This is a genomic window from Micromonospora carbonacea (assembly GCF_014205165.1).
GTDB classification, from domain to species: domain Bacteria; phylum Actinomycetota; class Actinomycetes; order Mycobacteriales; family Micromonosporaceae; genus Micromonospora; species Micromonospora carbonacea.
Genome location: NZ_JACHMZ010000001.1, coordinates 2,646,186 through 2,668,520 on the forward strand (window position 1 = coordinate 2,646,186; position 22,335 = coordinate 2,668,520).

The window sequence follows — 22,335 nt, forward strand, 5'->3', positions numbered from 1 at the left end:
AGGAGAACCGGACGTGACCGCCATCCAGAAGAAGGCCCACAACCCGATCGCCCACCTCACCGCCGCCGACATCGAGGAGCTGGGCCGGGAGCTCGACGCCATCCGCGACCGGGTGCTCGCCAGCCGCGGTGCGGCCGACGCGGCCTACATCCGCAAGGTGATCTCCACCCAGCGCCGGCTGGAGCTGGGCAGCCGGGCGGTGCTGCTGTTCTCGCTGTTCCCGCCGGCCTGGGTCGTCGGCACCCTCGGCCTCGCCGTGGCCAAGATCCTGGAGAACATGGAGATCGGCCACAACGTCCTGCACGGCCAGTACGACTTCATGCGCGACCCGAAGATCCACTCGACGACCTGGGAGTGGGACCACGTCTCCCCCGCCGAGCAGTGGAAGCACTCGCACAACCAGCTGCACCACACGTACACCAACGTGCTCGGCAAGGACAACGACCTCGGGTACGGCATCATGCGCGTCGACGAGGACCAGCCCTGGCACCCCGTCCACCTCGGCCAGCCGCTGTGGAACCTGGTCAACGCCTGCTTCTTCGAGTACGGCATCGCCGCGTACGACCTGGAGCTGGGCCACAACCTGCGCAAGGGCCGGCACAAGGCCCCCGAGTTCCGGGCCCGCGCCCGGGCGGTCGGCCGCAAGATCCGCCGCCAGTTCCTCAAGGACTACGTCATCCACCCGCTGCTGTCGGGGCCGTCGTTCCTCAGCACCCTCGCGGCCACGTTCACCGCGAACCTGATCCGCAACCTGTGGAGCCACTCCGTGATCATGTGCGGGCACTTCCCGGAGGGGGTGGAGACCTTCGAGAAGACCTCCATCGAGGGGGAGACCCGGGGGGAGTGGTACCTGCGGCAGATGCTCGGCTCGGCCAACATCAGCGGCAGCCGGCTGCTGCACATCATGACCGGCAACCTGTCGTTCCAGATCGAGCACCACCTCTTCCCGGACCTGCCGAGCTGCCGCTACCAGGAGGTGGCCCCCGAGGTGCGGGCGCTGTTCGCCAGGTACGGGCTGACGTACACCACCGGGGCGCTGCCGAAGCAGGTCGTCTCCGCCTGGTGGAAGGTCATCCGGCTCTCGCTGCCCAACCGGGCGACCGAGCCCCCCGCCGCCACCCCGCCGGCCGCCGCGCCGCAGGAGCGGCAGGACGCCCTGGCGACCTCGTCGGCCTGAGCGGCCGGCGCCGACGCGGCCTCCCGAACCCGGCCGGTCCGGGCGCGGGCTGCCGGCGCGCTGCTCCGGGCGTCCGACGCCGCGGGCGTTTTGCCATTCGGCAAGGATCTTTGTCACCGCATCGGCGTACTCCGCATGCTCGACGGGCCGGGTGCCGAAGGCAGCCGGGCTCTCGACGGGAGGTCAGCCAGTGGCAGATGAGACGAGCGCCGGTCGCGGCGCGGTCGCGGCGGGAGGCGGCGCGGCCCGGCCGGGTGCCGCCGTGACCGCGACCCGGGCGCCTCGTGCGGAGGGCGGGGCCCGATGACGCACGCGTTCGACAAGGGGTACTGGGAGCAGATCTGGCAGGGCGACCGGGCCCCGGCCATGGCGGCCGCCGGGGCCAACCCGCATCTGGTGCGGGAGGTCGACGGCCTGACGCCTGGGACGGCCCTGGAGGCGGGGTGCGGGGCGGGGGCCGAGGCGATCTGGCTGGCCGCCCGCGGCTGGCGGGTCACCGCGGCCGACGTCGCCGCCGGGGCGCTGGCGCGCGCGGCCGGCCGGGCCGCCGCCGGCGTGGCCGGCAGGGTGCGCTGGGTCGAGGCGGACCTGTCCACCTGGCAGCCGCCCGTCCGGTACGACCTGGTGACCACGCACTACGCGCATCCCGCGATGCCGCAGTTGGACTTCTACGAGCGCGTCGCGTCCTGGGTCGCCCCCGGCGGCACCCTGTTCATCGTCGGCCACCTCCAGCACCACGGCCGGCACGCCACGGCGGGCCACGGCCACGATCACGGGCCCGGCGGTGGCCCCGGTCACGGGCACGGCGGCGGCCCCGGGGCGGGCGAGACCGGGCCGCCCGCCGCGGCGTCCGTGACCGCCGCCGACATCACCGCGCGTCTCGACCCGGCCGGGTGGGAGATCGTGACCGCGCAGGAGTCGCGCCGGACCGTGACCGGCCCCGGCGGCCACCCGGTGACCCTGCACGACGTCGTCGTCAGGGCCCGCCGTCGGCGCTGATCGTGCTCAGCGGCGCGCCGAGTGCCGGTGCTGCACCGTCTGGCGGCCCTTGACGAACGCGAACACGATCACCGCGAGCAGCGCGATCACCCCGATGATCACCAGCCAGCGGACCGCTTCGAGCAGCAGCCCCAGCAGGACGAGCGCGCCGGCGACGACGCCGACGACCCAGAGCATGGCGCGCATGTCCACCTCCCGTTGACCGGAGGGCCCCGTCGGTCGGACGCCCCGGACGCCCCGGCCCACCGGGGCGTCCGCCGCGCGAGCGGCCCAGACGCCTTTCCCGGTTCGGCCGGGACCATGCCCGCCGGGACCGCGCCCGCCGACTCTCGCCGACGCCCCGCCCGGCGGGCCGGGCCCGCCCGGTGCCTGCCCGTCCGCCCGCCGCCGGACCGGACCGCGTCGGCCGGCGTCGGCCGGTCGGGCTAGCGTCGGCCGGGCGGGCTAGCGACGGGCGACGTAGACGGTGTTGGCCGACTCCCGGCCCTGCAACGGGTTGGGGAAGCGGACGACGTGGGCCAGGGAGGTCGGGAACACCCCGGTGAGCACCCGCTGGAAGTCCGGGTCCGGCGGGTCGTTGGACCAGAGCGCGAAGACCCCGTCGGGGTGCAGCAGGCCGGCGAGGCGGCGCAGGCCCTCGTCGGTGTAGAACGGGGCGTGGCTCGGGTGCAGCACGTGCCGGGGCGAGTGGTCCACGTCGAGCAGGATGGCGTCGAACCGGCGGCCGGGCGAGTCCGGGTCGAAGCCCGCCCCGTCGGCCACGGCCGCGAAGAAGTCCGCCCGGACGAACCGGGTGCGCGGGTCGTCGGCCAGCCCCGCCGCGAACGGCAGCAGCCCGCGCCGGTGCCAGTCGATGACGTCCTCGATCGCCTCCACCACCAGCAGCGAGGCCACCCGGGGGTCCTCCAGGGCGGTGCGGGCCGTGTAGCCGAGGCCGAGGCCGCCCACCACGACGTCGAGCCCCGTGCCGCGCAGCGGGGCCAGCCCGAGCCGGGCCAGCTCGATCTCCGCGACGGGGAAGAGGCTGGACATCAGGAACTCGTCGTCGAGCTTGACCTCGTAGACCTCGCGGTCCAGCGCGGGGTCGTGCCGACGGCGCAGGCTGATCTCGCCGATCGGGGTCTCCCGCCAGGCCAGTTCCTCGAATCGCACGCCCACGCGGTTCCTCACTTCGGCCGGGTCCGAGCGGATGTTACCGCCCGCGCGGGCCCGGCCGCCGCAACAACCGCCATCCGGTACGCGGCGCGCCCGCGCCGGGCGGCCCGGGGCGGGCCGGGACCGCTCAGGAGGCGGCGCGCAGCCGGGCGTCGAGCGCGTCGAGGTCGGGCAGGAACCACACGTGGTCGGCCCGGTTGGACTCGTGCACCAGGGCGCGCAGCGCCGGGCTGCGCGCCAGCCGCTCGGAGATGTCGCCGATGACGGCCAGGCGCAGGCGGTAGTTGACGAACTTCTGCATGACGTCGCCGGCGAACCGGGTGCCGAGCGAGAAGAACCCCTCGGGCAGCCGGTTCGCGGGCACGGCCACCACCTGCGCGCCGAGGAAGGCCGCGCCGATCAGGTCGAGCGCGTCCTGCTCGGTGGCGACCAGCGGGCCGTCGGGGTCGCACACCAGCACCGGCACCCCGGCCAGCTCCCGCACCTCGTCAGGCATCTCCCACCTTCCCTTCCTCGCGGCCGAGCAGGCCGCTGTTGGCGTCGAGCACGGCGTCGAGCAGGCGCAGCAGGTCGGCCGTGGCGGCGGCGCCGCCCAGGATCACGATCTTCATCCGGTTCCGTTCCGCGTCGTGGACCACCTGCACCCGCAGCGGGCGCGCGAGGTCGTAGCCGTTGTTCGCCCCAGCCAGCACGACCGTGCCGAGCCGGTCGGCCGTGGCCCGGTCGACGCCGTCGACCTGCACGATGCTCGACACCTCCAGCGCGGCGCTCCCGGCCGCCGGGGTCGGCGGGCGGCCGGTGAGCGCGTCGAGGTCGGCGCGGGCGATCCGGTACTGCTTGCCGATCCGGGTCGCCCGCAGCCGGCCGGCGCGGATGTAACCGCGCACGGTGCGCACGTGCAGGCCGAGGAGGTCGGCGACCTGCTCGACCGAGTACATTTCCTCACTCATCGCTCCCTAGCGTATCCCGAACAGGGAAAGATAGGGAACGTTTATTCCGCCGGCCGGGGGTCGGTTTCGCTCACATGGCTGTCACTTGACGGCAACCTCTGCCGCTGTCGGGCCCCTAGCCTTGATCCATGTCGACGCGGATCGTCTTCGAGACCCATTCCTGGAGTGAGGACAACGACCGGGGGGTGGCGACCGGCTGGCTGCCGGGGCGGCTGTCCGCGCGCGGCCGGGCGTTGGCCGCCGAGCTGGGCGAGCGCAGACGGGCCGACGGCATCGCGGCCGTCTTCACCTCGGACCTGCGCCGGGCGGTGGAGACCGCCGAGGTGGCCTTCGGCGGCGTCGGCATCCCGATCCTGCACGACTGGCGGCTGCGCGAGTGCGACTACGGCGACCGCAACGGCACGTCCGCCGCGGAGCTGCACCAGGGCCGGGCCCGCCACCTCGACTCGCCCTACCCGGGCGGCGAGAGCTGGCGGCAGGCCGTGCTGCGGGCCGGGCGCTTCCTCGACGACGTCCCGCTGCGCTGGCACGAGCGTCGGATCCTGGTGATCGGGCACGTCGCGACGCGGTGGGCGCTGGACCACCTGCTCGACGGCGTGCCGCTGGAGGAGTTGATCACGGACGGGTTCGCCTGGCGCGAGGGCTGGGAGTACGACACCGGCAGCCGTCACCCCGCCCGCGCCTGACCCGCGCCCGGGGTCGGCCCGCCGGGCGCGGGGGATCAGGGCAGGGCCGGCGGGGGAGTCAGGACAGGGCCAGGAAGAGCTTCTCCAGCTCCTCCTCGGTCATCTCCGGGTCCTCGCCCCGGTCGCGGGCGGCGTTGCAGTGCCGCATCCCGGACGCGATCAGCTTGTAGCCGGCCCGGTCGAGGGCCTTGGAGACCGCGGCGAGCTGGGTCAGCGTGGCGCGGCAGTCCTCCCCCGACTCGATCATGTCGATCACGGCGTTGAGCTGGCCCCGGGCCCGCTTCAGGCGGGTCAGGGCGTCGGCGGTCATCTCCGGTCGCAGCTTCACCTTGCGTCACCTCCGCGGAGAAGGGTACCCCGGGGGGTACGAGGCGACCACCGTTTCGCGGCCCGCCAGACGATCTTCCCGCGCGGCCGGCACCCGGTGGCGGAGGGTCTCCGGGGTGTCGACGCAGCGTCTATCCTGTGCCCCGACCGACCCGTCGGAGGGGACCGCATGCCGTCGCGGCAGGACCAGCTTCACTCGTACCAGTTCACCGTGCAGCGGGCGGTCGCCGCCCTGGTGATGCGGGAGACCGACCCGGCGCGGTCGCCGTTTCGGCGGCTGGCCGGGGCCGGGCTGGCCAGTGTCCTGGTCGCGGCGATCGCCCTCGGCGGCTTCGCCCTCTACGGCCTGTTCGCCGGCGGCGGCACCAGGTGGCGCGACGCCGGCGCGGTGATCGTGGAGAAGGAGTCCGGCGCCCGGTTCGTCTACCGCGAGCAGAAGCTGCACCCGGTGCTCAACTATGCCTCCGCCCTGCTGATCATCGGCGCCGAGCGGGCGAAGACCGTGCTGGTGTCCCGCCGCTCGATCGAGGGCGTGCCGCGCGGGCTGCCGCTGGGGATCCCCGACGCGCCCGACTCGCTGCCCGACCGGGCCCGGCTGTCCACCGCCGGGTGGACGGTCTGCTCGGCCGCCCCGGCGGCCGAACGCGCCGCCGCCGGGGCCGAGCCCGCCGCCCCCCGGTCGGCCGTGCTGATCGGCACGGCCGCCACCGGCGGTCAGGCCCTGGGCGACGACGCGATCCTGCTGCGCCACCCGGACGGCGGGCTGCACCTGGTCTGGCACGCCCGCCGCTACCTGCTGCGCGACGCCGGCCGGGTGCTCGCCGCGCTCGCCGCCACCCGGCAGCGGGCGGTGCCGGCCGCGCCCGCCCTGATCAACAGCATCCCGGCCGGGGCCGACCTCGCCCCGCCCGACCTGCCCGGCCTCGGCCAACCCTCGCCCCGGGTGCCCGGCGCAGCGGTCGGCGACGTCTTCCTCGTCCGCAACTCCGGCGGCGGCCGCCAGTACGCCGTGGCCCTCACCGGCGGCCTCGCCGGCGTCACCGAGTTGCAGGCCACCCTGCTGCTGGCCCGCACCGGCCAGGGCGAGCCGGAGGCGATGACCCTCGGCCGGTTCGCCGCCCTGCCCAAGCTGCCGGACCTGGTGCCGACCGGGCCCGCCGCCCCGCCGCCGGCCCCGCCCCGGCTCGCCGCGGCGGACCCGGGGGCGCTCTGCGTCCGGGTGGGCGACGACGCGGGGGCCGGCGACGACGCGGGGGTGGGCGACGTGCGGCTGGGCGTCACCCTGCCCGACCTGTCGGACAGCCCGCAGGCGGCGGGCGGGCCGGCGGTCGCCGATCACGTCGTGGTCGAGCCCGGGCACGGCGCGGTGGTGGAGTCGGTCGCCGCCCCGGGGGCCACCGGCGGCGCGCTCTGCGTGGTCACCGACCTCGGCCGCCGGTACGTGCTGGCCGACCCCGCCGTGCTCGGCATGCTCGGCTACCGGGACGTGCGTCCCGTCCGGCTGCCCGCCGGCCTGGTGAGTCTCGTGCCGGCCGGCAGCCCGCTCGACCCGGCGGCGGCCCGCTCGGCCGGCGAGTAAGGAAGGGCCCCCTGTTAACGCCTACGGTAGAGAAGGGTTCCCCGCTCACCTCCCCGCCGCCCAGGCTGGCGGCACCCCGGTCAGGCGGGGCGGCGCAGCACGGTGACGGCGAAGTCGGCGTCGTCGCGCCACGGCCGCAGGTCCCAGGTGGCGAAGCGGTGCTCCGGCCGGAGGCCGACGGCGACCGCGTCGGCGTCGAAGTCGGTGAGCCGGTAGCCCCGGTCGGTGCCGAAGCCGACCACCACCGCCCCGTCGGGGCGCACGTGCGCGGCGACCCGGCCGAGCACCTGCCGCTCGGTGCCCTGGGCGACGAACGCCATCACGTTGCCGGCCAGCACGGCGGCGTCGAACGGCTCGGGCTCCCCGGCCGCCGCGAGGTCCAGCTCGGCCAGGTCGCCGACGAGCCAGCGGGGGCCGGGGTGGTCCGCCCGGGCCGCCTCGACCAGCACCGGGTCGGCGTCGACGCCCACGACCAGGTGGCCCCGGGCGTGCAGCGCCGCGCCCACCCGGCCGGTACCGCAGCCGGCGTCGAGCACGCGGGCGCGCGGCGGCACCATCGCGTCCAGCAGCCGGGCCTCGCCGGCCAGGTCCGCGCCCTCGGCCGCCAGCCGGCGGAACCGGTCGACATACCACTGCGAGTGTTCGGGGCCGGTGTCGGTCACCCAGCGGGTCGGGTTAGCCATCGCCCCACGCTAGCCGACCCGGCCCGACGCCCCCGTGGCCAGCCCGTCCGGCCCCGCAGCAGAGGTGTAGATTGATCAATAACAAGACATATGCCGATTTTCTGCTCTATGCTGGAACTCGGCGCTACCGGGAGTGGGTCATGATCAACTGGGTGGTCTCACTCGCCGGCCGACTGCGCGGCGCACCGGCACCGGCACCGGCACCGGCACCGGCACCGGCACCGGCGCTGCGCCCGGCGGTCGCCGTGCGGCTGCTCGCCGGCCCCCCGCGGGCAGCCGCGTGAGCACCGGCACCGCCGCCGACGGCGGCGCGCCGGCCCGCGCCCGCGACGCGGGGGCGCTGTGGCGGCTGGCCGTGGCCACCCTCGACGGCAACTGGGAGCACGACCACACCGTCCCGTCGCGCACCCTCTACCCGCACCAGTGGAGCTGGGACTCGGCGTTCATCGCGGTCGGCCTGTCCCACGTGCGCCCCGACCGGGCCTGGCGGGAGCTGCGCACCCTGTTCGCCGCCCAGTGGGCCGACGGGCGGGTGCCGCACATCGTGTTCAACCCCGCCCTGCGGGCCGGGTCCTACTTCCCGGGGCCCGCCTTCTGGGACTCGGCGCGGGTGGCCGGCGCGCCCGCCGTGGCCACCTCCGGCATCGTCCAGCCGCCCGTGCACGCCCTCGCCGCGTGGCTGGTGCACCGCCGGGCGCCGTCGGAGCGCAGCCGGGCCGAGCTGGCCTGGCTCTATCCCCGGCTGGTCGCCTGGCAGCGCTACCTCACCGGCCGGCGCGACGTCGGTGGGGCCGGGCTCGCCAGCATCGTGCACCCGTGGGAGTCCGGGCTGGACAACAGCCCCGCCTGGGACCCGCCGCTGGCCGCGGTGCCCGCCGACGTGGCGGTCATGCGGGCGTACCAGCGGCACGACACCGACCACGCCGACGCCGCGCACCGCCCCACGGACCTGGACTACGCGCGTTACGTCGCGCTGGTCGACGCCTACCGCGCGGGCGGATACCGCGACGACGGGCTCGGCGGGCGGCACCCGTTCCTGGTGGAGTGCCCGCTGGTGAACACGGCGCTGGGGCTCGCCGAGCACGCGCTCGCCGCCATCGCCCGCGAGACCGGGGCCGACCCGGGCCCGCACCGCGAGCGCGCGGCCCGCATCACCGCCGCCCTGGTGGACCGGTTGTACGACCCGGTCGGCGGCACCTTCCACCCCCGGGACCTGCGCACCGGCCGGCTCGTCCCGGCCCGCACCGCGCTCGGCCTCATGCCCCTGGCGCTGCCCGGCCTGCCCGCCCGGCCGGTCGCGGCGCTGCTCGCCGAGGCATGCTCGCCCCGGTTCGGGCTGGCGGCCCGGATGGACCGGCCGCTGCCCAGCCACGACCGCACCGCGCCCGACTTCGAGCCGCTGCGCTACTGGCGGGGCCCGAGCTGGCAGAACCTCAACTGGCTGCTGTGGCGGGGGCTGCGCGCCCACCACCGGTTCGACCTGGCCGCCGGGCTGCGCGACTCGATGATCGACCTCGTCGCGACCGCCGGCTGCCACGAATACTTCCACCCCGACACCGGGGCCGGGCTCGGCTCGCCCGCGTTCGGCTGGACCGCCGCGCTGCTGCTCGACGTCCTCGCCGAGCCCTGACCACCTGCGGTCCGCGACGGCGGCCGCGGGTCCGTCCAGGCGAGCCGGGCGGACCCGCGGCCGGGCTCAGGCCACGCCCGCCGGGGTGCCACCGCCCACCCGCAGCCCGGACAGCGGGATGTCGTCGACGGCCCACCCGAGCGCGTCGACCACCTCGACGACCCCGCTGACCTGCGCGGACAGCCGCAGCGCCAGGCGCACCGTGGAGCGGCGTTCGAGCTGGCCGGTGAGGGTGACCACGCCGCCGTGCACGGTGACGTCGACGACGTCGTCGCGCACGCCCAGCGTCCGGCGTAGCACCTCGCCCACCACGTCGGCGCGGATGTCGCCGTCGGGGCGCAGGTGCACCCGGAGCAGGTCGCCCCGGGTCACGATGCCCACCAGCCGGCCCAGGTCGTCGACCACCGGCAGCCGCTTGACGTGCCGCTGGGTCATGAGCCGCGCCGCCTCGACGCAGGACGCGTCCGGCCCGACGGTGACCGCCGGGGCGCTCATCAGGTCGGCGGCGAGCGTCGCCCCGGCCTTGACCTGCGCCTCGCGGTGCCGGCGGCCGACGAACACCCGCCGCTCGTGCGGCTGCCCGAGCAGCTCCACCTTGTGCAGCAGGTCCGCCTCGGAGACCACCCCGAGGACCCGCCGCGCGCCGTCCACCACCGGCGCCGCGGTGACGCGCCAGCCGGTGAGCACGTCGACGATCTCCCGGTACGCCGTGCCCTCGCGTACCGCCGCGACGTCCGTCGTCATCACGTCCCGCACCTGCCACGCCCGCATGGCGACCTCCCTCGTTCCACCCCGACGGTAGGGACGGGCGGGTGGTGCTGGGCAGGGCCGGCCGGCCCGGCGAACGCGGGGACCTCCTGCCCGTACTCCACGGGCCGGAGGTCCCGGCGGGTGGCCCGTCAGCGGGCGGGGGACAGCTCGCGCAGCAGCGCCGCCACCCGGGAGCGGATCTCGTCGCGGATGGGCCGGACGGCCTCGACCCCCTGCCCGGCCGGGTCGTCGAGCTTCCAGTCCTCGTAGCGCTTGCCGGGGAAGACGGGGCAGGCGTCGCCGCAGCCCATGCTGACGATCACGTCGGAGGACTCGGCGGTGGCGTACTCCAGGAGTTTGGGCCGCTGGTCGGTGATGTCGATGCCCACTTCGGCCATGGCCTCGACGGCGGCCGGGTTGACCGTGTCGGCGGGGGCGGAGCCGGCGGAGCGGACCTCGACGGCGTCGCCCGCGAGGTGGCGCAGCCAGCCGGCGGCCATCTGGGAGCGGCCCGCGTTGTGCACGCAGACGAACAGGACGCTGGGCTTGTCGGTCACGGTGGTTTCCTCCGGGGTGCTGGGGTGTGGTGGGGTCAGTGGGTGAAGTGCCGGCGCAGCCACAGCGAGACGTAGACCAGGCCGACGAGGACGGGCACCTCGATCAGCGGGCCGACGACCCCGGCGAGGGCCTGGCCGGAGGCGACGCCGAAGGTGCCGATGGCCACGGCGATGGCCAGCTCGAAGTTGTTGCCGGCGGCGGTGAAGGCGAGGGTGGTGGTGCGGGCGTAGCCGAGGCCGACCGCCCGGCCGAGCAGGTACGCCCCGGCCCACATGAGCGCGAAGTAGACCAGCAGCGGCACCGCGATGCGGGCCACGTCGAGCGGGCGGCCGGTGATCGCGTCGCCCTGCAACGCGAAGAGCACGACGATGGTGAACAGCAGCCCGTACAGGGCGGCGGGGCCGATCCGGGGCAGCAGGCGCGACTCGTACCACTCGCGGCCCCGGGCGCGTTCGCCGAGGCGGCGGGTGAGCCAGCCGGCGAGCAACGGCACGCCGAGGAAGACGAGCACGTTGCGGGCGATGTCCCAGCCCGAGACCGCCAGCCCGGCACCGGGCAGGCCGAGCCAGCCGGGGAGCACGGCCAGGTAGAACCAGCCGAGCAGCCCGAAGGCGAGCACCTGGAACACCGAGTTCAGGGCGACCAGCACGGCGGCGGCCTCCCGGTCGCCGCAGGCGAGGTCGTTCCAGATGATCACCATGGCGATGCAGCGGGCGAGGCCGACGATGATCAGCCCGGTGCGGTACGCGGGCTGGTCGGCCAGGAAGATCCAGGCGAGGGCGAACATCAGCGCGGGGCCGACGACCCAGTTGAGCGCCAGCGAGGAGACGAGGAGCCGGCGGTCGCCGGTGACCGTGTCGAGGCGGTCGTAGCGGACCTTGGCCAGCACCGGGTACATCATGACCAGCAGGCCGAGGGCGATCGGCAGCGAGATGCCGCCGAGCTGCACCGCGTCGAGCGCCCCGGCCAGGCCCGGCACGGCCCGGCCGAGCAGCAGGCCGACGGCCATGGCCAGGCCGATCCAGACGGGCAGGAGCCGGTCGAGGCGGGACAGCCGGGCGACCACCGCGGTGTCGGCGGTGTCGGCGTGGACGGTGCTCACGCGCACTCCCGGGCCGCCCCGGCGGCCGGAGCGACCTCGGTGGCTTCGACGGTCCTGGCGGCTTCGCCGGTCTCGGCAGTCCCGACGGTCCCGGTGGCCTCTGCGGTCCTGGCGGCGCGGGCGGGCGGCGCGACGGCGAGCAGCGTCGCGAGCTGGCCCAGCATCGCCGGCCGGGCCCGGTACCAGACCCAGGTGCCGCGCCGCTCGGCGTCGACCAGGCCCGCCTCGCGCAGCACCCTGAGGTGGTGCGAGATCGTCGGCCCGGTCAGGTCGAAGGCGGGGGTGAGCTCGCAGACGCAGATCTCGCCGCCCTCGGCGGAGGCGATCATCGACAGCAGTTGCAGCCGCACCGGGTCGCCGAGCGCCTTGAACGCCGGGGCGAGCGCCGCCGCCGTCGCGGTCGGCAACCGGCGCTGCGTCAGCGGCGCGCAGCAGGGCACGGCGGTCAGGTCCGGCGCTTGTTTCGACATGTCTCTAGGTTGACAGGTGTCTAATCAGCGTGCAAGCCTCTGCTTCGACGGATGTCGAGACAGGGAGGCCGAGTTGCTGATCCGCGCCATGGTCGCCGCCGACGCCGAGCGGGTTCTCACCATCTACCAGGCCGGCCTCGAGGGCGGCGACGCCAGCTTCGAGACCGTCGCCCCCACCTGGGCGGCGTTCGACGCGGCCCGGCTGCCCGCCCACCGCCTCGTCGCCGTCGACGCCGCCGACGCCGTGCTCGGCTGGGTCGCCGTGTCGCCCACCTCGACCCGCCCCGTCTACGCCGGCGTCGTCGAGCACTCCGTCTACGTCGACCCGGCGGCCCGGGGGAGAGGGATCGCCCGGCTGCTGCTCGACGCGCTGATCACCAGCACCGAGGCCGCCGGGATCTGGACCATCCAGTCCGGGGTCTTCCCGGAGAACGCCGCCAGCCTCGCCCTGCACGCGCGGGCCGGCTTCCGGGTGATCGGCGTGCGGGAACGGGTCGGCCGGCACCACGGCCGCTGGCGCGACGTGGTGCTGCTCGAACGCCGCAGCGCCGTCGTCGGCTGACGTCGGCTGATCACCCCTGCTGATCCGACACCTACCCTGAGGAGCCCTACATGACCGTCCTCGACGACCTGCCCGTCGTGGTGATCGGCGCCGGCCCCGTCGGCCTCGCCGCCGCCGCGCACCTGCACGAGCGCGGCCTGCCCTGCACCGTCCTGGAGGCGGGGGACAGCGTCGGCGCGGCCGTGCGTCGGTGGGGGCACGTGCGCGCCTTCTCGCCCTGGCGCTACGACATCGACGACGCCGCCCGCCGGCTGCTCGCCGACAGCGGCTGGGCGGCACCGGACCCCGACGCGCTGCCCACCGGCGGCGAGCTGGTCGACGCGTACCTGCGGCCCCTCGCGGAGCTGCCGCAGATCGCACCGCAGGTGCGGCTGCGCGCCCGGGTGACGGCGATCGGGCGGCTCGGCCTGGATCGGCTGCGCACCGCCGGCCGCGAGCACGCCCCGTTCCTCGTCCGGCTCGCCGACGGCGAGGAGCTGCTGGCCCGCGCGGTGATCGACGCCTCCGGCACCTGGGGCACCCCGAACGTGCTCGGGGCCTCCGGCCTGCCGGCCCGGGGCGAGGCGGCCGCCGGAGCGTACCTGGAACGTGCCCTGCCGGACGTGCTCGGCGCGGACCGCGAGCGGTTCGCCGGCCGGCACACCCTCGTCGTCGGCGCCGGCCACTCCGCCGCCAACACCCTGCTCTCCCTCGCCGAGCTGGCCGCCGACGCGCCCGGCACGCAGGTGACCTGGGCGATCCGCGCGGCCTCGCCGACCCGCGCCTACGGCGGCGGCGACGCCGACGCGCTGCCCGCCCGGGGCGCCCTCGGCTCCCGGCTGCGCGCCCACGTCGAGGCGGGCCGGATCCGGCTGCTCACCGGCTTCTCCGTGCACGCCCTCGACCCGGCCGGCGACCGGGTCACCGTCACCGTGCGCCACCCCGACGGCGGGCAGGAGACCGTGACCGTCGACCGGATCGTCGCCGCCACCGGCTTCCGCCCCGACCACGGCATCGCCGCCGAGCTGCGCCTCGACCTCGACCCGGTGCTCGGCGCGACCCGGGCCCTCGCCCCACTCATCGACCCCAACGCGCACTCCTGCGGCACCGTCCCGCCGCACGGCGTCGACGAGCTGAGCCACCCCGAGCCCGGCTACTACGCGGTCGGCATGAAGAGCTACGGCCGCGCGCCGACGTTCCTCATGGCCACCGGCTACGAGCAGGTCCGCTCGGTCGTCGCCGCCCTCGCCGGGGACTGGGCGGCGGCCCGCGACGTGCGGCTGGAACTGCCCGAGACCGGGGTGTGCAGCAGCGACCCGGCCGACTCCGTCGACGGCGAGGGCTGCTGCGGGCCCGCCCCGGAGCCGGCGGCCCGGGGGCTCGCCACCGGCCTGCACGGCGGGCTGCTCACCGCGCTGCCACTGGCCACCGTGGACTCCGGCGCGGGCGGGTGCTGCGCCGGCTGACCCAGCCGCTGTGGGCCGCCACCTCGATCTGGGGGCGGCCGGGGCGCGGCGACAGTGCGCCCTCGTCTTCCGGGTCACATCACGTAGCTCAGGCTGACCCAGAAGACGAGGGCGGACGCGGCCAGCAGCCCGCCGAGTGTGGTGCCCGTCAGGATCACCGCCTGGCTGATCCGCAGCCGGTCCCGGGCCAGGAGGTAGACGCCGACGGCGACGACGAAGGCGATCACCGCGAGGTAGACCACGAACAGGAAACCCGCGGCGACGAAGGCCGCCGCGCCGGCCGCCGCCAGCGCGGCCCGCCGCCGGCCGAGGTCGCGCCGGAACGCCAGGTAGGCGACCAGGCCGGCGAGGAACGCGACGAGACCCACCGTGGCGGGAACGGCGACTGTCGCGAGGTACAGCATGAGGAGGAAGCCCGCGGCGACGCCGCCGGCCGCCCCGACGGCGGCCAGGCCGGCGCGCCGCCGGCCGGCGTCCCGACGGGCCACCAGGTAGCCGACGCCGCCGGCGAAGACCGCCGTGCCGCCGATGAGGATCGCAAGGGACGAGTCCACGGTTCCTTCCCCGAGCCTGGGAACGGGCGATGGCCGTACCCGATGGATCGTAGGGCGTCGGGTCATCCGTGCTGCGGTGACCGGCGGCCGGCGTGCCCCGGCCAGCGGCACCCGGCTCAGGGGATCGGCGCGACGGGGCGCAGCGGCGTCTCGCCGAGCAGCCCGCCGTCGTGCACCGTCCCCGCCAGCTCCCGCTCCCGGTAGGCGGTGGCGAGGACGATCCAGCTCAGGAAGCTGCCGTAGCCGCCGCAGAGCGACGCGCCGCCGTCGCCGCCGCACAGGACCGCCGGATCGGTGGTGAACTCGGCGCGGTACGGGTCGTCGCCGATGACCAGGCCGAACAGGTTCGGCTCCTGGATGAGCGGCACCGTGCCGTAGGGCAGGCCCTCGGGATAGCCGTCGCCCCACCGGAACAGGGTGGTGGCCCCGGCCCCGCAGGCGTACTCCCACTCGTCGGGAGTCGGCGGTCGCAGGCCGAGGCGGTCGAGCCCGGCCATCAGCCACGCGTGGCCGTCGTCCTCGTCGCCGTCCTCGGGGTCGTCCTCGTCGTCGGTGGGCAGCAGCGCGTCGGCCTCCACGGAGCGGACCGCGACGAGGCGGGCCGGCAGGGACACGCGACGCGGCGGCGAGGTCATCTCTGCCAGGAAACGGTCGAGCGGCTCGGTGAGGGCCCACTCCGTGCTGGCCTCGGCGAAGTCGGCGCGCAGCCGGGCGTCGGGGACGAAGCGGCCCGGGTCGTGGCCGAGCTGCGCGGTGCCGCCCGGCACGAGGGCGAAGCTGACGCCGTCGCGGTCGAAGAACGCGACCCGGCCGCCCCGGCCCGCGTACGCGTGCGGCCCGACGCCGGTGAGGCGCGTTCCGGTGCTGCGGGCGATGGCGGCGGCGGTGCGGGCGGCGGCCTCGTCGGACAGGCCCGACCAGGCGGACCACGTGAGATCAGCATGCGACACGGGGGCATTATGGCTGCGGTCCCTGACATGTCCGAACCGGCGGCCACCGCTCAGTCGTGGTCGTAGACGGCGGTGGTGACGTCGCGGTCGCACAGGGCCGCGACGACGAGCGGCTCCATGCGCTCCCACCGGCCGCCGGCCAGGCCGCAGCCGATGCGCGGCAGGTGCACGCTGGCGGAGAGCCGCGTGGCGTGCGCGGCGACGGCGTCGAGGCAGCGCTCGACGGCGTCGTACCGGATCGGGGGGCCGTTGCTGCCGGTGCGGACGCCGCGCTGGGCGACCATGTTGGCCACCCACGTGTCGGGCCGGACCTGGACCAGCTGGGTCGCGCCGAGGCCGAAGTCGTTGCCGGAGCGCTCGCGGTGCCACTGCCGGTAGGCGCGTTCGGGCTCCGGCCACCGGCGGGAGACGGCCAGGACGAAGCCCTTGCCCCACCCGCCGATGTCGTTGCACACGTGGGCGATGATCTTCGGCCCCCTGGCCTGTGGGCTGGTCGCATCGCCCCTGATGATCCGCAGTGGTACCACCCGGTGATGCTCCCACCAGCACGGCCTGCCGTCGACGTCGTTATTCAGAGGCATGACCGGGGAGAGGAGACACGCCGTGCTGCGCATCCGGCAGTTCCGCTGGAACGACTACGACGCCGTCGCGGCGGTGTGGACCGCGGCCGGCCGCGACGTCGTGCCCCGGCCCGAGCTGCAAGCCAAGCTCACCCGGGACCCCGAGCTGTTCCTGGTCGGTGAGGCGCACGGCGACGTGGTGGCGGTGGTGCTGGGCGCCTACGACGGACGACGCGGCTGGTTTCTCCGGCTCGCCGTCCACCCCGCACACCGGCGTCGGGGCATCGCCAGCCGGATGGTGGACGAACTGGAGCGGCGCTTCACGGCGCTGGGCTGCCCGAGGGTGAACCTGCTGGTAATGCCGGACAACGAGGCCGGGCTGCGATTCTGGCAGGCGCTCGGCTACCTGCCGATGCCCGACGTGCTGTGCACCAAGCCGATGCCACCCGCCCCGCGCTGACCGCCCTGCCCGGCCGGGCCTCAGATCCAGCCGTTGGCCCTGGCGCTGCGGGCCGCCTCGATCCGATTGCGGGTGCCGGTCTTGCCGATGGCGGCCGACAGGTAGTTGCGGACGGTGCTCTCGGACAGGTGCAGGCGCGCGGCGATGTCGGCGATCGTGGCGCCGTCTGCGGCGGCGGTCAGCACGTGCCGCTCCCGGCAGGTGAGCGGGTTCGGGCCGGCCGCCAGCGCCGCCGCGGCGAGCGCCGGATCGATCACCCGATGACCGGCCAGCACCCGCCGGACGGCCACCGCGAGCTGCTCGACAGGGCCGTCCTTGACCAGGAACCCCGCCGCGCCGGCTTCCATCGCCTGTCGGAGATAGCCGGGCCGGCCGAACGTGGTGAGGATCAGCACCCGGCAGTCGGGCACCTGTTCCCGCAGCATCGCCGCGGTGTCCAGGCCGCTGCCGTCGGGCATCTCGATGTCCAGCAGCGCCACGTCCGGACGAACGTCGCGGGCCGCCTCCATCGCCTCGGCGACGGTTCCGACCTGGGCCACCACCTCGATGTCGGGTTCGAGGTTCAACAGCAGGGCCAGCGCGCCACGCATCATTCCCTGGTCCTCCGCGAGCAGCAGCCGGATCATCCGGTCCCCGTCGCCCTCGGGTGCGCGGGAACCCGGCCGGTGAGCAGCAGACCGCCGCCGGGAGCCGGGCCGACCTGCAACGTCCCGCCCACCTGTGAGAGCCGTTCGGCGAGGCCACGCAGGCCGTTGCCAAGGTCCGGTCGACCGCCCACCCCGTTGTCCCGGATGGTCAGCACCGCCCCGTCGGCGTCGATGTCGACCCCGATGTCGCATCGCGAGGCCCGGCTGTGCCGCAGCACGTTCGTCGCTCCCTCCCGGAGCACCCAGCCGAACGCGTCGTCGACCTCGACGTCGAGTCGATGGACATCTCCTCGCACGGTGACGGTGATGCCGACGTCGGCCAGGACGGTCCGGGCGTTGTCCAGTTCCCTGCCGAAGCTGTGCTCCCGGTAGCCGGTGACCGCCTCGCGTACCTCGGTGAGCGCGGTGCGGCCGATCCGCTCGATGTCGGCCGCCTCCGCCGCGGCCCGGTGCGGGTCCGCCGAGGCGAGCCGGCGGGCCACCTCGGCTTTCACCACCATCAGCGACAGCGTGTGACCGAGCAGGTCGTGCAGGTCCTTGGCGAACCGGAGCCGCTCCCGTTCCACCACCGCGCGGGCCAGTTCCCGCTGGGTGCGGCGCAACTCGTCCACCAGGCGGGCCACCCGGGCGAACGCCAGCGTCATGGCACCCGCGAGCAGGGTGATCAGCGCGATCCTGGCGGTGTCGTCAGCGGGCAACCGTCGCGTGGCCCCGATCACCAGCACGGCGGCGACGCTGCCGCCGACCCAGGCGAAGGCCCGGTTCGCCCGGATCAGCCCCACGGCGCCCGCGGAGCAGACGTACATCAGCAGGGCCAGCCACCCCTGCGGGGCACCGGCATACGTCGCGGCGAGCGCGACCCCGAGCAGCGCGAGCAGGACCAGCCCGGCGTGGTGCAGAGCCGGCCGGACGGCCAGGCCGGCCACCGGCACCGCCACCAGCACGAGATAGAGCAGCGCGAAGACGACCAGCCCGGCCGCCGCCACCGGCGCGGGCCGGACCTGCCCCCGCGCGATCGCGGCGGCCGGCGGCAGCAGCAGCCACAGCCACAGCGTGTGGGCAGCCACGAGGACGAACCCACGGCGTCGCGTGCTGCGGTCGACCGGACTCGTCGCGTCGACCGCAGCACCGGACATGACGGACACCGTAGCGGCGGTCAGGGGCGCAGGGTCGAGCGCGGGTGGGCGGACCGGTGGCCGACGGGCGTGGGCGTGGCACCCGGGCCGGATCGACCACCCGCCGAGGCCTCCGTGGCGATCGTGTCCCAGAACGCGCACTGGTGCTCGGCGGCCAGGTCGACACTGCCGCCTCGGCCGACCGCGAACACCCGGGCATAGGGTGCCGCCTCGGTCGGGCGTACGGCAGGCCATGGCGCCCGCCCGGTGGCCGCGAAGCGCGCCCATGAATCGATCATGTCGGCGGCCAGTTCGGGCTGTACCGTGCCGACCGTCAGGAAGTTGGCGACGTCGAAGAGGTACGGAAGTTCGTATCCGTGCGCGGCGCCCCAGGGGTAGTCCACGGTCAGCGCCGGCCCGTGCTCCTCGGCGAACTCGTACGCGTAAGTCGGCGCGTGGCGGGCGAGCAGTCGGTGGACGGTGCGGGTCGGGCAGGCCCAGATCCGGTCGGTCGCCACGGCCGCCCACGCCAGGCCCGGCGTCGGGTACGCCTCGGCCGGATAGCGCGCGGCCACCCGGGCGGCCTGGTCGCCGAACGCCGCCCCCAGCATCGCCTCGTAGTCGGCCGCGGTGTAGGCCCCCCGCGTGACTTCCATGAATCCGATGAACGCCCGGTGCTCGTGGCGGTTGTTGCCGACCAGCGCCGGAACCCGTAGCGCCTTCCCGGCCCGCAACGCTGCCGCCGGCGAGTCCGGCAGCAGCGCCGTCCCGTAAGCCGGGGTGGTGAGCGCCTCGACGCCGGTCCCGGTCGTCGCTGCGAGCAGCGCGGCCGGGTCCTGGCCGCGCAGGCAGGTGAGCGCCTGGTCAGCCGGGCAGCCGAGCGTGGTGGCGAGAGCCGAACCGGCCCGTTCGACCGTCGCGCGGGGACTGAACTGCCCCCCGGCCTCGGTCCCCGGAAGGAACAGCGCGTCCGGCCAGTCGGTCAGGCACGACCCGGACTCCATGATCGCCTTGTCGAACAGGCCGCGAGCGGACGGCGAGGTGAGCTGCGCGCAGACGCTTGCCGCACCCGCCGATTCGCCGTCGAGGGTGACGTTGCCCGGATCCCCGCCGAACGCGGCCGCGTTGCGTCGCACCCAGCGCAGCGCGGCCTGCTGGTCCGCAAGCCCGAAGGTGCCGGACCCGGCCAGCCCGGGTAGCCCCAGATAGCCGAACACCCCGAGCCGGTAGTTGATGGTCACCACGACCAGGCCGCCCCGGCTGGCGAGCCGGGCCGGGTCGTAGTCGACGCCCGATCCGTTCTGGAAGCTGCCGCCGTGCACGAAGACCAGGACCGGGTGCGGGCCCGGCGTGGTGGGCGCGGTGACGTTCAGGTAGAGGCAGTCCTCGACCCCGGCCGGCGGGCCGCCGACCATGTTCTGCGCGCACCTCTCGGGCGTCGCGGTCGCGTCGCGGACCCCGGACCAGGCGGGCACGGGCTGCGGGGCCCGCCAGCGACCCTCGCCCGTCGGGGGCGCCGCGTACGGCACGCCGTGGAACGTCCGGAAGCCGGTGCCGGTCACCCCGCGGACGAGTCCGCTGTCGGTCCGGACGACCGGCCCGGCGCTCGCCGGCGACGCCGGGGCGGCCTGCGCCGGGGCGGCCTGCGCCGCGAGCACCGCGGCCAGGATCAGGGCGCCGAATCTGAGTGTGCGGGACAGAACGAGGTCAGCCATGCCCAGCACGCTACGAACGGCCAGGCCGGCGCTGGCAGAACCGCCGGTACCCGGTGCGCGGTGACAATTGTCCTGGCGGGCAGCGCCGAGCCCCGCCTCGGGCCGGTCCCCTTCACCCGGAACCGGCCCGAGACGGGGCGCTCACGAGGGCGGTCGCGGCGCGCGTACCCAGGACAGGAAGCGGTTGGTCAGGTCGCCGGGCGGGCTCGCCGGATTCAGCGCCGTCAGGTGGGCCGTCGCCTCCTGCATGAGCAGCGCCAGGTAGAACAGCAGGGCGGTGCGGTCGCCCCGGTACTCGACGAGCAGTGACAGCCGCGCCGGGCCGCACGGCCACGGGGCCCCGCAGCGGCGGCACAACCAGAGGGGACGCATCGGCAGGTGCGGGCCGCCCGACATCAGCGGTACCGCAGCGCGGTCGCCCGCGCCTCCTCGTCGGTCAACGGCAGGAACCACAGGAACCGCCGCACGATCTGCGGCGGCGTCGGGCCCTCCGGCCGGCCCCGCAGGTCGCGGATCGCCAGGCGCAGAAAGAGCGTGAAGCCCGCCAGCAGCGCGCCGCGCAGGTGGTCGTCCAGGGGCAGGCTCCGCCACGCGGAGCAGGGGAACGGCTCGCCGTCGGCCGCGCACCGCCAGGTGGGCCCGGCCGCGCAGTGCCGTTGCAGCGCGAGCGCCGGCCTCACCAGCGGCCCCCGTCTCTCCGTCGGCCCCCGATCGGGGTACGCGACACCTCGGCGTCGCCGTCCGGGCGGAAGGGCGCCCGGAGATCACGTGCTCGTCGGTGGGGCATGGCTCTCCCTCGGTGCGTGTCGGCAGTGGAGCAGTGGAGAGGGGGCCGTCCGGCTGGTGCGGAAGGACCGGGACGGCCCCCTCGGCGAACACGGGCCGAGACATCTGTCGACCGACCCGCGCCGCCCAGACACCAGCTTGCTGAGGGTTGTGAGACGAACACACCCTGTAGCAGGATGGATTTGAGGTGCGCGGGACAATTCAGAAAGGGAAGCCGGATGAACCACGCGGTTATCGAGGCGATGGCGACTGCCGGTCTGACTGCCGAAGCCCTTGCAGCTCAGGTTGAGGTGGATCCGAAGACGGCAGGGCGGTGGGCAAATCCTGGACATATCCCGCAGTCCCGCCACCGGGCGAAGGTTGCCGCCCTGCTCGGGCGAGAAGTCTCGGAGTTGTGGCCGGAGGTCGGCAAGCGGCGCGAGCCGACGTGGTTCCGGCGGTGGGCAGACGTAGAGCGCGAGGCGCTCTCGCTGCGATGGTTCGAGCTGGCCTGGATCCCGGGCCTACTTCAGACCGAGGCGTATGCGCGAGCCACCCTCGCGGGTGAGGCGTTGTCCAGTGGCGAGGTCGACCGACTCGTCGCCGCTCGTCTGGCTCGACAGGCGGTCCTGCGCCGCGACCCGCCCATGCTGCTGGTCGCGGTCATCGATGAGATGGTGCTCAGGCGCACGGCTGGCGGGGACCGGTCCATGATGCGCGACCAATGCGAACACCTGGCGACCTGCGCGACGCTGCCGTTCGTCCAGGTCCATGTCGTTCCTGCCGACGTGGGGATGTACGCCGGGCTCGGCGGGCCGTTCATCCTCGCCGAGTTGGACGGCGGCGCGCGGCTCCTCCATGTGGATGGTCAGGCCCACGCGCAGATCCTCGAACAGGCAACTGACCTTGCTACGCTGGATCGGCGGTGGGCTCGTATCTGTGGTGATGCCCTGCCGCGGGCGCAATCCCTAGCACTCATCAGGAAAGCGGCGGCCTCATGGACGTGAGCCAGGCTCGGTGGCGCAAGAGCACGAGGAGCGGCAACAACGGCGGTGCGTGCGTCGAGGTCGCTGACAACCTGCCTGGTGTCGTTCTTGTCCGGGACACGAAGGACCGCGCCGGCGGGACGCTGGCCTTCATGCCGGACGCCTGGGCCGGGTTCGTGGGTCTCGCCAAGCGGATCGGCCCCGTCGGCTGACCCGCCCGGCCCCGCCTGGCCCCGCCTGAGCCCGTGCGCGAGCCGACCGCGACGTGACCTGACGGCCGACGACGTCGCCACGGCCGATATCGCGACATCGCGGTGGAGCATCGACAGATCTTGGTAGTTTTCGGCCCCTCGGGGGGCCGTTTCGTACCAAGATCTCTTGGTCGTGTTCGGGTGCCTCGTGACGCGTGGTGGTGGGGGTGCGCGGGCGCTCGGGCGGCCCCGGCCCCGTCGGGCTGGGCGCACGCGGGCCAGCCCTGGCGGCGCGGGTCGTCCGGTGGCGCGGGGTGGG

Annotated in this window: 27 protein-coding genes and 1 pseudogene; 10 read left to right on the plus strand and 18 right to left on the minus strand. The window is 75.1% G+C overall.

Annotated elements, in window-relative coordinates; translation table 11 throughout:
* Nucleotides 1-13: 13 nt before the first annotated feature.
* Nucleotides 14-1,177 (plus strand): fatty acid desaturase family protein, encoded by a 1,164-nt coding sequence (locus HDA31_RS11450; RefSeq protein WP_178065048.1) that lies wholly within the window; start codon nt 14-16, stop codon nt 1,175-1,177.
* A gap of 303 nt (nt 1,178-1,480) precedes the next feature.
* Complete coding sequence (locus HDA31_RS11455) at nt 1,481-2,176, plus strand: class I SAM-dependent methyltransferase (protein WP_178065049.1); 696 nt, start codon at nt 1,481-1,483, stop codon at nt 2,174-2,176.
* Between the two features lie 6 nt (nt 2,177-2,182).
* Here the strand turns inward: HDA31_RS11455 and HDA31_RS11460 are convergent, their stop codons facing one another.
* The 4 genes from HDA31_RS11460 to HDA31_RS11475 all read right to left on the minus strand — a co-directional run bounded on the left by HDA31_RS11460 (nt 2,183) and on the right by HDA31_RS11475 (nt 4,281).
* The gene (locus HDA31_RS11460; RefSeq protein WP_074473522.1) at nt 2,183-2,362 is read right to left on the minus strand and encodes a hypothetical protein; all 180 of its coding nucleotides are present in this window, start codon (nt 2,360-2,362) and stop codon (nt 2,183-2,185) included.
* 258 nt (nt 2,363-2,620) lie between these two features.
* Complete coding sequence (locus tag HDA31_RS11465) at nt 2,621-3,328, minus strand: polyamine aminopropyltransferase (RefSeq protein ID WP_246383886.1); 708 nt, start codon at nt 3,326-3,328, stop codon at nt 2,621-2,623.
* Nucleotides 3,329-3,458: 130 nt separating this feature from the next.
* Nucleotides 3,459-3,827: a DUF4180 domain-containing protein gene (locus HDA31_RS11470; protein WP_074473198.1), complete on the minus strand. Its 369-nt coding sequence runs from the start codon at nt 3,825-3,827 to the stop codon at nt 3,459-3,461.
* Entirely contained in the window at nt 3,820-4,281 is a 462-nt protein-coding gene (locus HDA31_RS11475) for a helix-turn-helix domain-containing protein (protein WP_246383888.1), read from the minus strand. The genes HDA31_RS11470 and HDA31_RS11475 overlap by 8 nt, the downstream gene beginning before the upstream one ends.
* A gap of 128 nt (nt 4,282-4,409) precedes the next feature.
* Here HDA31_RS11475 and HDA31_RS11480 point away from each other — a divergent pair, with 128 nt between their 5' ends.
* Nucleotides 4,410-4,967 (plus strand): histidine phosphatase family protein, encoded by a 558-nt coding sequence (locus HDA31_RS11480; RefSeq protein WP_178065051.1) that lies wholly within the window; start codon nt 4,410-4,412, stop codon nt 4,965-4,967.
* Nucleotides 4,968-5,025: 58 nt separating this feature from the next.
* Here the strand turns inward: HDA31_RS11480 and HDA31_RS11485 are convergent, their stop codons facing one another.
* Entirely contained in the window at nt 5,026-5,295 is a 270-nt protein-coding gene (locus HDA31_RS11485; protein ID WP_043968569.1) for a metal-sensitive transcriptional regulator, read from the minus strand.
* 168 nt (nt 5,296-5,463) lie between these two features.
* On the opposite strand from HDA31_RS11485, the gene eccB reads away from it, so the two are divergent.
* Nucleotides 5,464-6,873: a type VII secretion protein EccB gene (eccB, locus tag HDA31_RS11490; protein ID WP_178065052.1), complete on the plus strand. Its 1,410-nt coding sequence runs from the start codon at nt 5,464-5,466 to the stop codon at nt 6,871-6,873.
* Nucleotides 6,874-6,953: 80 nt separating this feature from the next.
* On the opposite strand, the gene HDA31_RS11495 is transcribed toward eccB, so the two are convergent.
* Nucleotides 6,954-7,556: a class I SAM-dependent methyltransferase gene (locus HDA31_RS11495; RefSeq protein WP_178065053.1), complete on the minus strand. Its 603-nt coding sequence runs from the start codon at nt 7,554-7,556 to the stop codon at nt 6,954-6,956.
* Nucleotides 7,557-7,836: 280 nt separating this feature from the next.
* On the opposite strand from HDA31_RS11495, the gene HDA31_RS11500 reads away from it, so the two are divergent.
* Entirely contained in the window at nt 7,837-9,186 is a 1,350-nt protein-coding gene (locus HDA31_RS11500) for an MGH1-like glycoside hydrolase domain-containing protein (protein ID WP_376701378.1), read from the plus strand.
* A 66-nt stretch (nt 9,187-9,252) separates the two neighbouring features.
* On the opposite strand, the gene HDA31_RS11505 is transcribed toward HDA31_RS11500, so the two are convergent.
* From HDA31_RS11505 to HDA31_RS11520, 4 genes and pseudogenes are all read right to left on the minus strand, one after another.
* Nucleotides 9,253-9,957, minus strand: a complete 705-nt coding sequence (locus tag HDA31_RS11505) for a CBS domain-containing protein (RefSeq protein WP_178065054.1) — start codon at nt 9,955-9,957, stop codon at nt 9,253-9,255.
* 128 nt (nt 9,958-10,085) lie between these two features.
* A complete protein-coding gene (locus HDA31_RS11510) occupies nt 10,086-10,493 on the minus strand; it encodes an arsenate reductase ArsC (RefSeq protein ID WP_178065055.1) in 408 nt (135 codons plus the stop codon).
* A gap of 35 nt (nt 10,494-10,528) precedes the next feature.
* Nucleotides 10,529-11,596, minus strand: a complete 1,068-nt coding sequence (arsB, locus tag HDA31_RS11515) for an ACR3 family arsenite efflux transporter (protein WP_178065056.1) — start codon at nt 11,594-11,596, stop codon at nt 10,529-10,531.
* A gap of 134 nt (nt 11,597-11,730) precedes the next feature.
* Nucleotides 11,731-12,066 (minus strand): annotated as a pseudogene (locus HDA31_RS11520) (ArsR/SmtB family transcription factor); the annotation flags it as partial.
* 73 nt (nt 12,067-12,139) lie between these two features.
* On the opposite strand from HDA31_RS11520, the gene HDA31_RS11525 reads away from it, so the two are divergent.
* On the plus strand, nt 12,140-12,628 hold the full coding sequence (locus tag HDA31_RS11525; RefSeq protein ID WP_260422037.1) for a GNAT family N-acetyltransferase: 489 nt from the start codon (nt 12,140-12,142) through the stop codon (nt 12,626-12,628).
* 50 nt (nt 12,629-12,678) lie between these two features.
* Complete coding sequence (locus HDA31_RS11530; protein ID WP_178065058.1) at nt 12,679-14,073, plus strand: FAD-dependent oxidoreductase; 1,395 nt, start codon at nt 12,679-12,681, stop codon at nt 14,071-14,073.
* Nucleotides 14,074-14,147: 74 nt separating this feature from the next.
* Here the strand turns inward: HDA31_RS11530 and HDA31_RS11535 are convergent, their stop codons facing one another.
* The 3 genes from HDA31_RS11535 to HDA31_RS11545 all read right to left on the minus strand — a co-directional run bounded on the left by HDA31_RS11535 (nt 14,148) and on the right by HDA31_RS11545 (nt 16,104).
* Nucleotides 14,148-14,627 carry a hypothetical protein gene (locus HDA31_RS11535; RefSeq protein WP_178065059.1) on the minus strand — a complete coding sequence of 160 codons (480 nt, stop codon included), beginning with the start codon at nt 14,625-14,627 and terminating at the stop codon, nt 14,148-14,150.
* Between the two features lie 116 nt (nt 14,628-14,743).
* Nucleotides 14,744-15,577 (minus strand): hypothetical protein, encoded by an 834-nt coding sequence (locus HDA31_RS11540; protein ID WP_178065060.1) that lies wholly within the window; start codon nt 15,575-15,577, stop codon nt 14,744-14,746.
* A 50-nt stretch (nt 15,578-15,627) separates the two neighbouring features.
* Nucleotides 15,628-16,104, minus strand: coding sequence for a macro domain-containing protein (locus HDA31_RS11545; protein WP_178065061.1), 477 nt, complete (start codon nt 16,102-16,104; stop codon nt 15,628-15,630).
* A gap of 76 nt (nt 16,105-16,180) precedes the next feature.
* Here HDA31_RS11545 and HDA31_RS11550 point away from each other — a divergent pair, with 76 nt between their 5' ends.
* Entirely contained in the window at nt 16,181-16,597 is a 417-nt protein-coding gene (locus HDA31_RS11550; RefSeq protein ID WP_246383890.1) for a GNAT family N-acetyltransferase, read from the plus strand.
* A 20-nt stretch (nt 16,598-16,617) separates the two neighbouring features.
* Here HDA31_RS11550 and HDA31_RS11555 read toward each other — a convergent pair whose 3' ends face one another.
* The 5 genes from HDA31_RS11555 to HDA31_RS11575 form a co-directional block, all read right to left on the minus strand.
* A complete protein-coding gene (locus HDA31_RS11555) occupies nt 16,618-17,223 on the minus strand; it encodes a response regulator transcription factor (RefSeq protein ID WP_178065063.1) in 606 nt (201 codons plus the stop codon).
* Complete coding sequence (locus HDA31_RS11560) at nt 17,220-18,380, minus strand: sensor histidine kinase (protein WP_178065064.1); 1,161 nt, start codon at nt 18,378-18,380, stop codon at nt 17,220-17,222. Before HDA31_RS11560 ends, HDA31_RS11555 begins: the two co-directional genes overlap by 4 nt.
* A 20-nt stretch (nt 18,381-18,400) precedes the next feature.
* On the minus strand, nt 18,401-20,074 hold the full coding sequence (locus HDA31_RS11565) for a carboxylesterase/lipase family protein (RefSeq protein ID WP_178065065.1): 1,674 nt from the start codon (nt 20,072-20,074) through the stop codon (nt 18,401-18,403).
* A 141-nt stretch (nt 20,075-20,215) separates the two neighbouring features.
* Complete coding sequence (locus HDA31_RS11570; RefSeq protein ID WP_178065066.1) at nt 20,216-20,470, minus strand: flavin reductase; 255 nt, start codon at nt 20,468-20,470, stop codon at nt 20,216-20,218.
* Nucleotides 20,470-20,754 carry a hypothetical protein gene (locus HDA31_RS11575; protein ID WP_246383891.1) on the minus strand — a complete coding sequence of 95 codons (285 nt, stop codon included), beginning with the start codon at nt 20,752-20,754 and terminating at the stop codon, nt 20,470-20,472. Before HDA31_RS11575 ends, HDA31_RS11570 begins: the two co-directional genes overlap by 1 nt.
* Before the next feature lie 324 nt (nt 20,755-21,078).
* Between HDA31_RS11575 and HDA31_RS11580 the strand changes: the two genes are divergently transcribed.
* Together HDA31_RS11580 and HDA31_RS11585 are read left to right on the plus strand one after the other, a co-directional pair.
* On the plus strand, nt 21,079-21,846 hold the full coding sequence (locus tag HDA31_RS11580) for a DUF5753 domain-containing protein (RefSeq protein ID WP_178065067.1): 768 nt from the start codon (nt 21,079-21,081) through the stop codon (nt 21,844-21,846).
* Nucleotides 21,837-22,037: a DUF397 domain-containing protein gene (locus HDA31_RS11585; protein WP_178065068.1), complete on the plus strand. Its 201-nt coding sequence runs from the start codon at nt 21,837-21,839 to the stop codon at nt 22,035-22,037. The genes HDA31_RS11580 and HDA31_RS11585 overlap by 10 nt, the downstream gene beginning before the upstream one ends.
* The last annotated feature ends 298 nt before the right edge of the window (nt 22,038-22,335 follow it).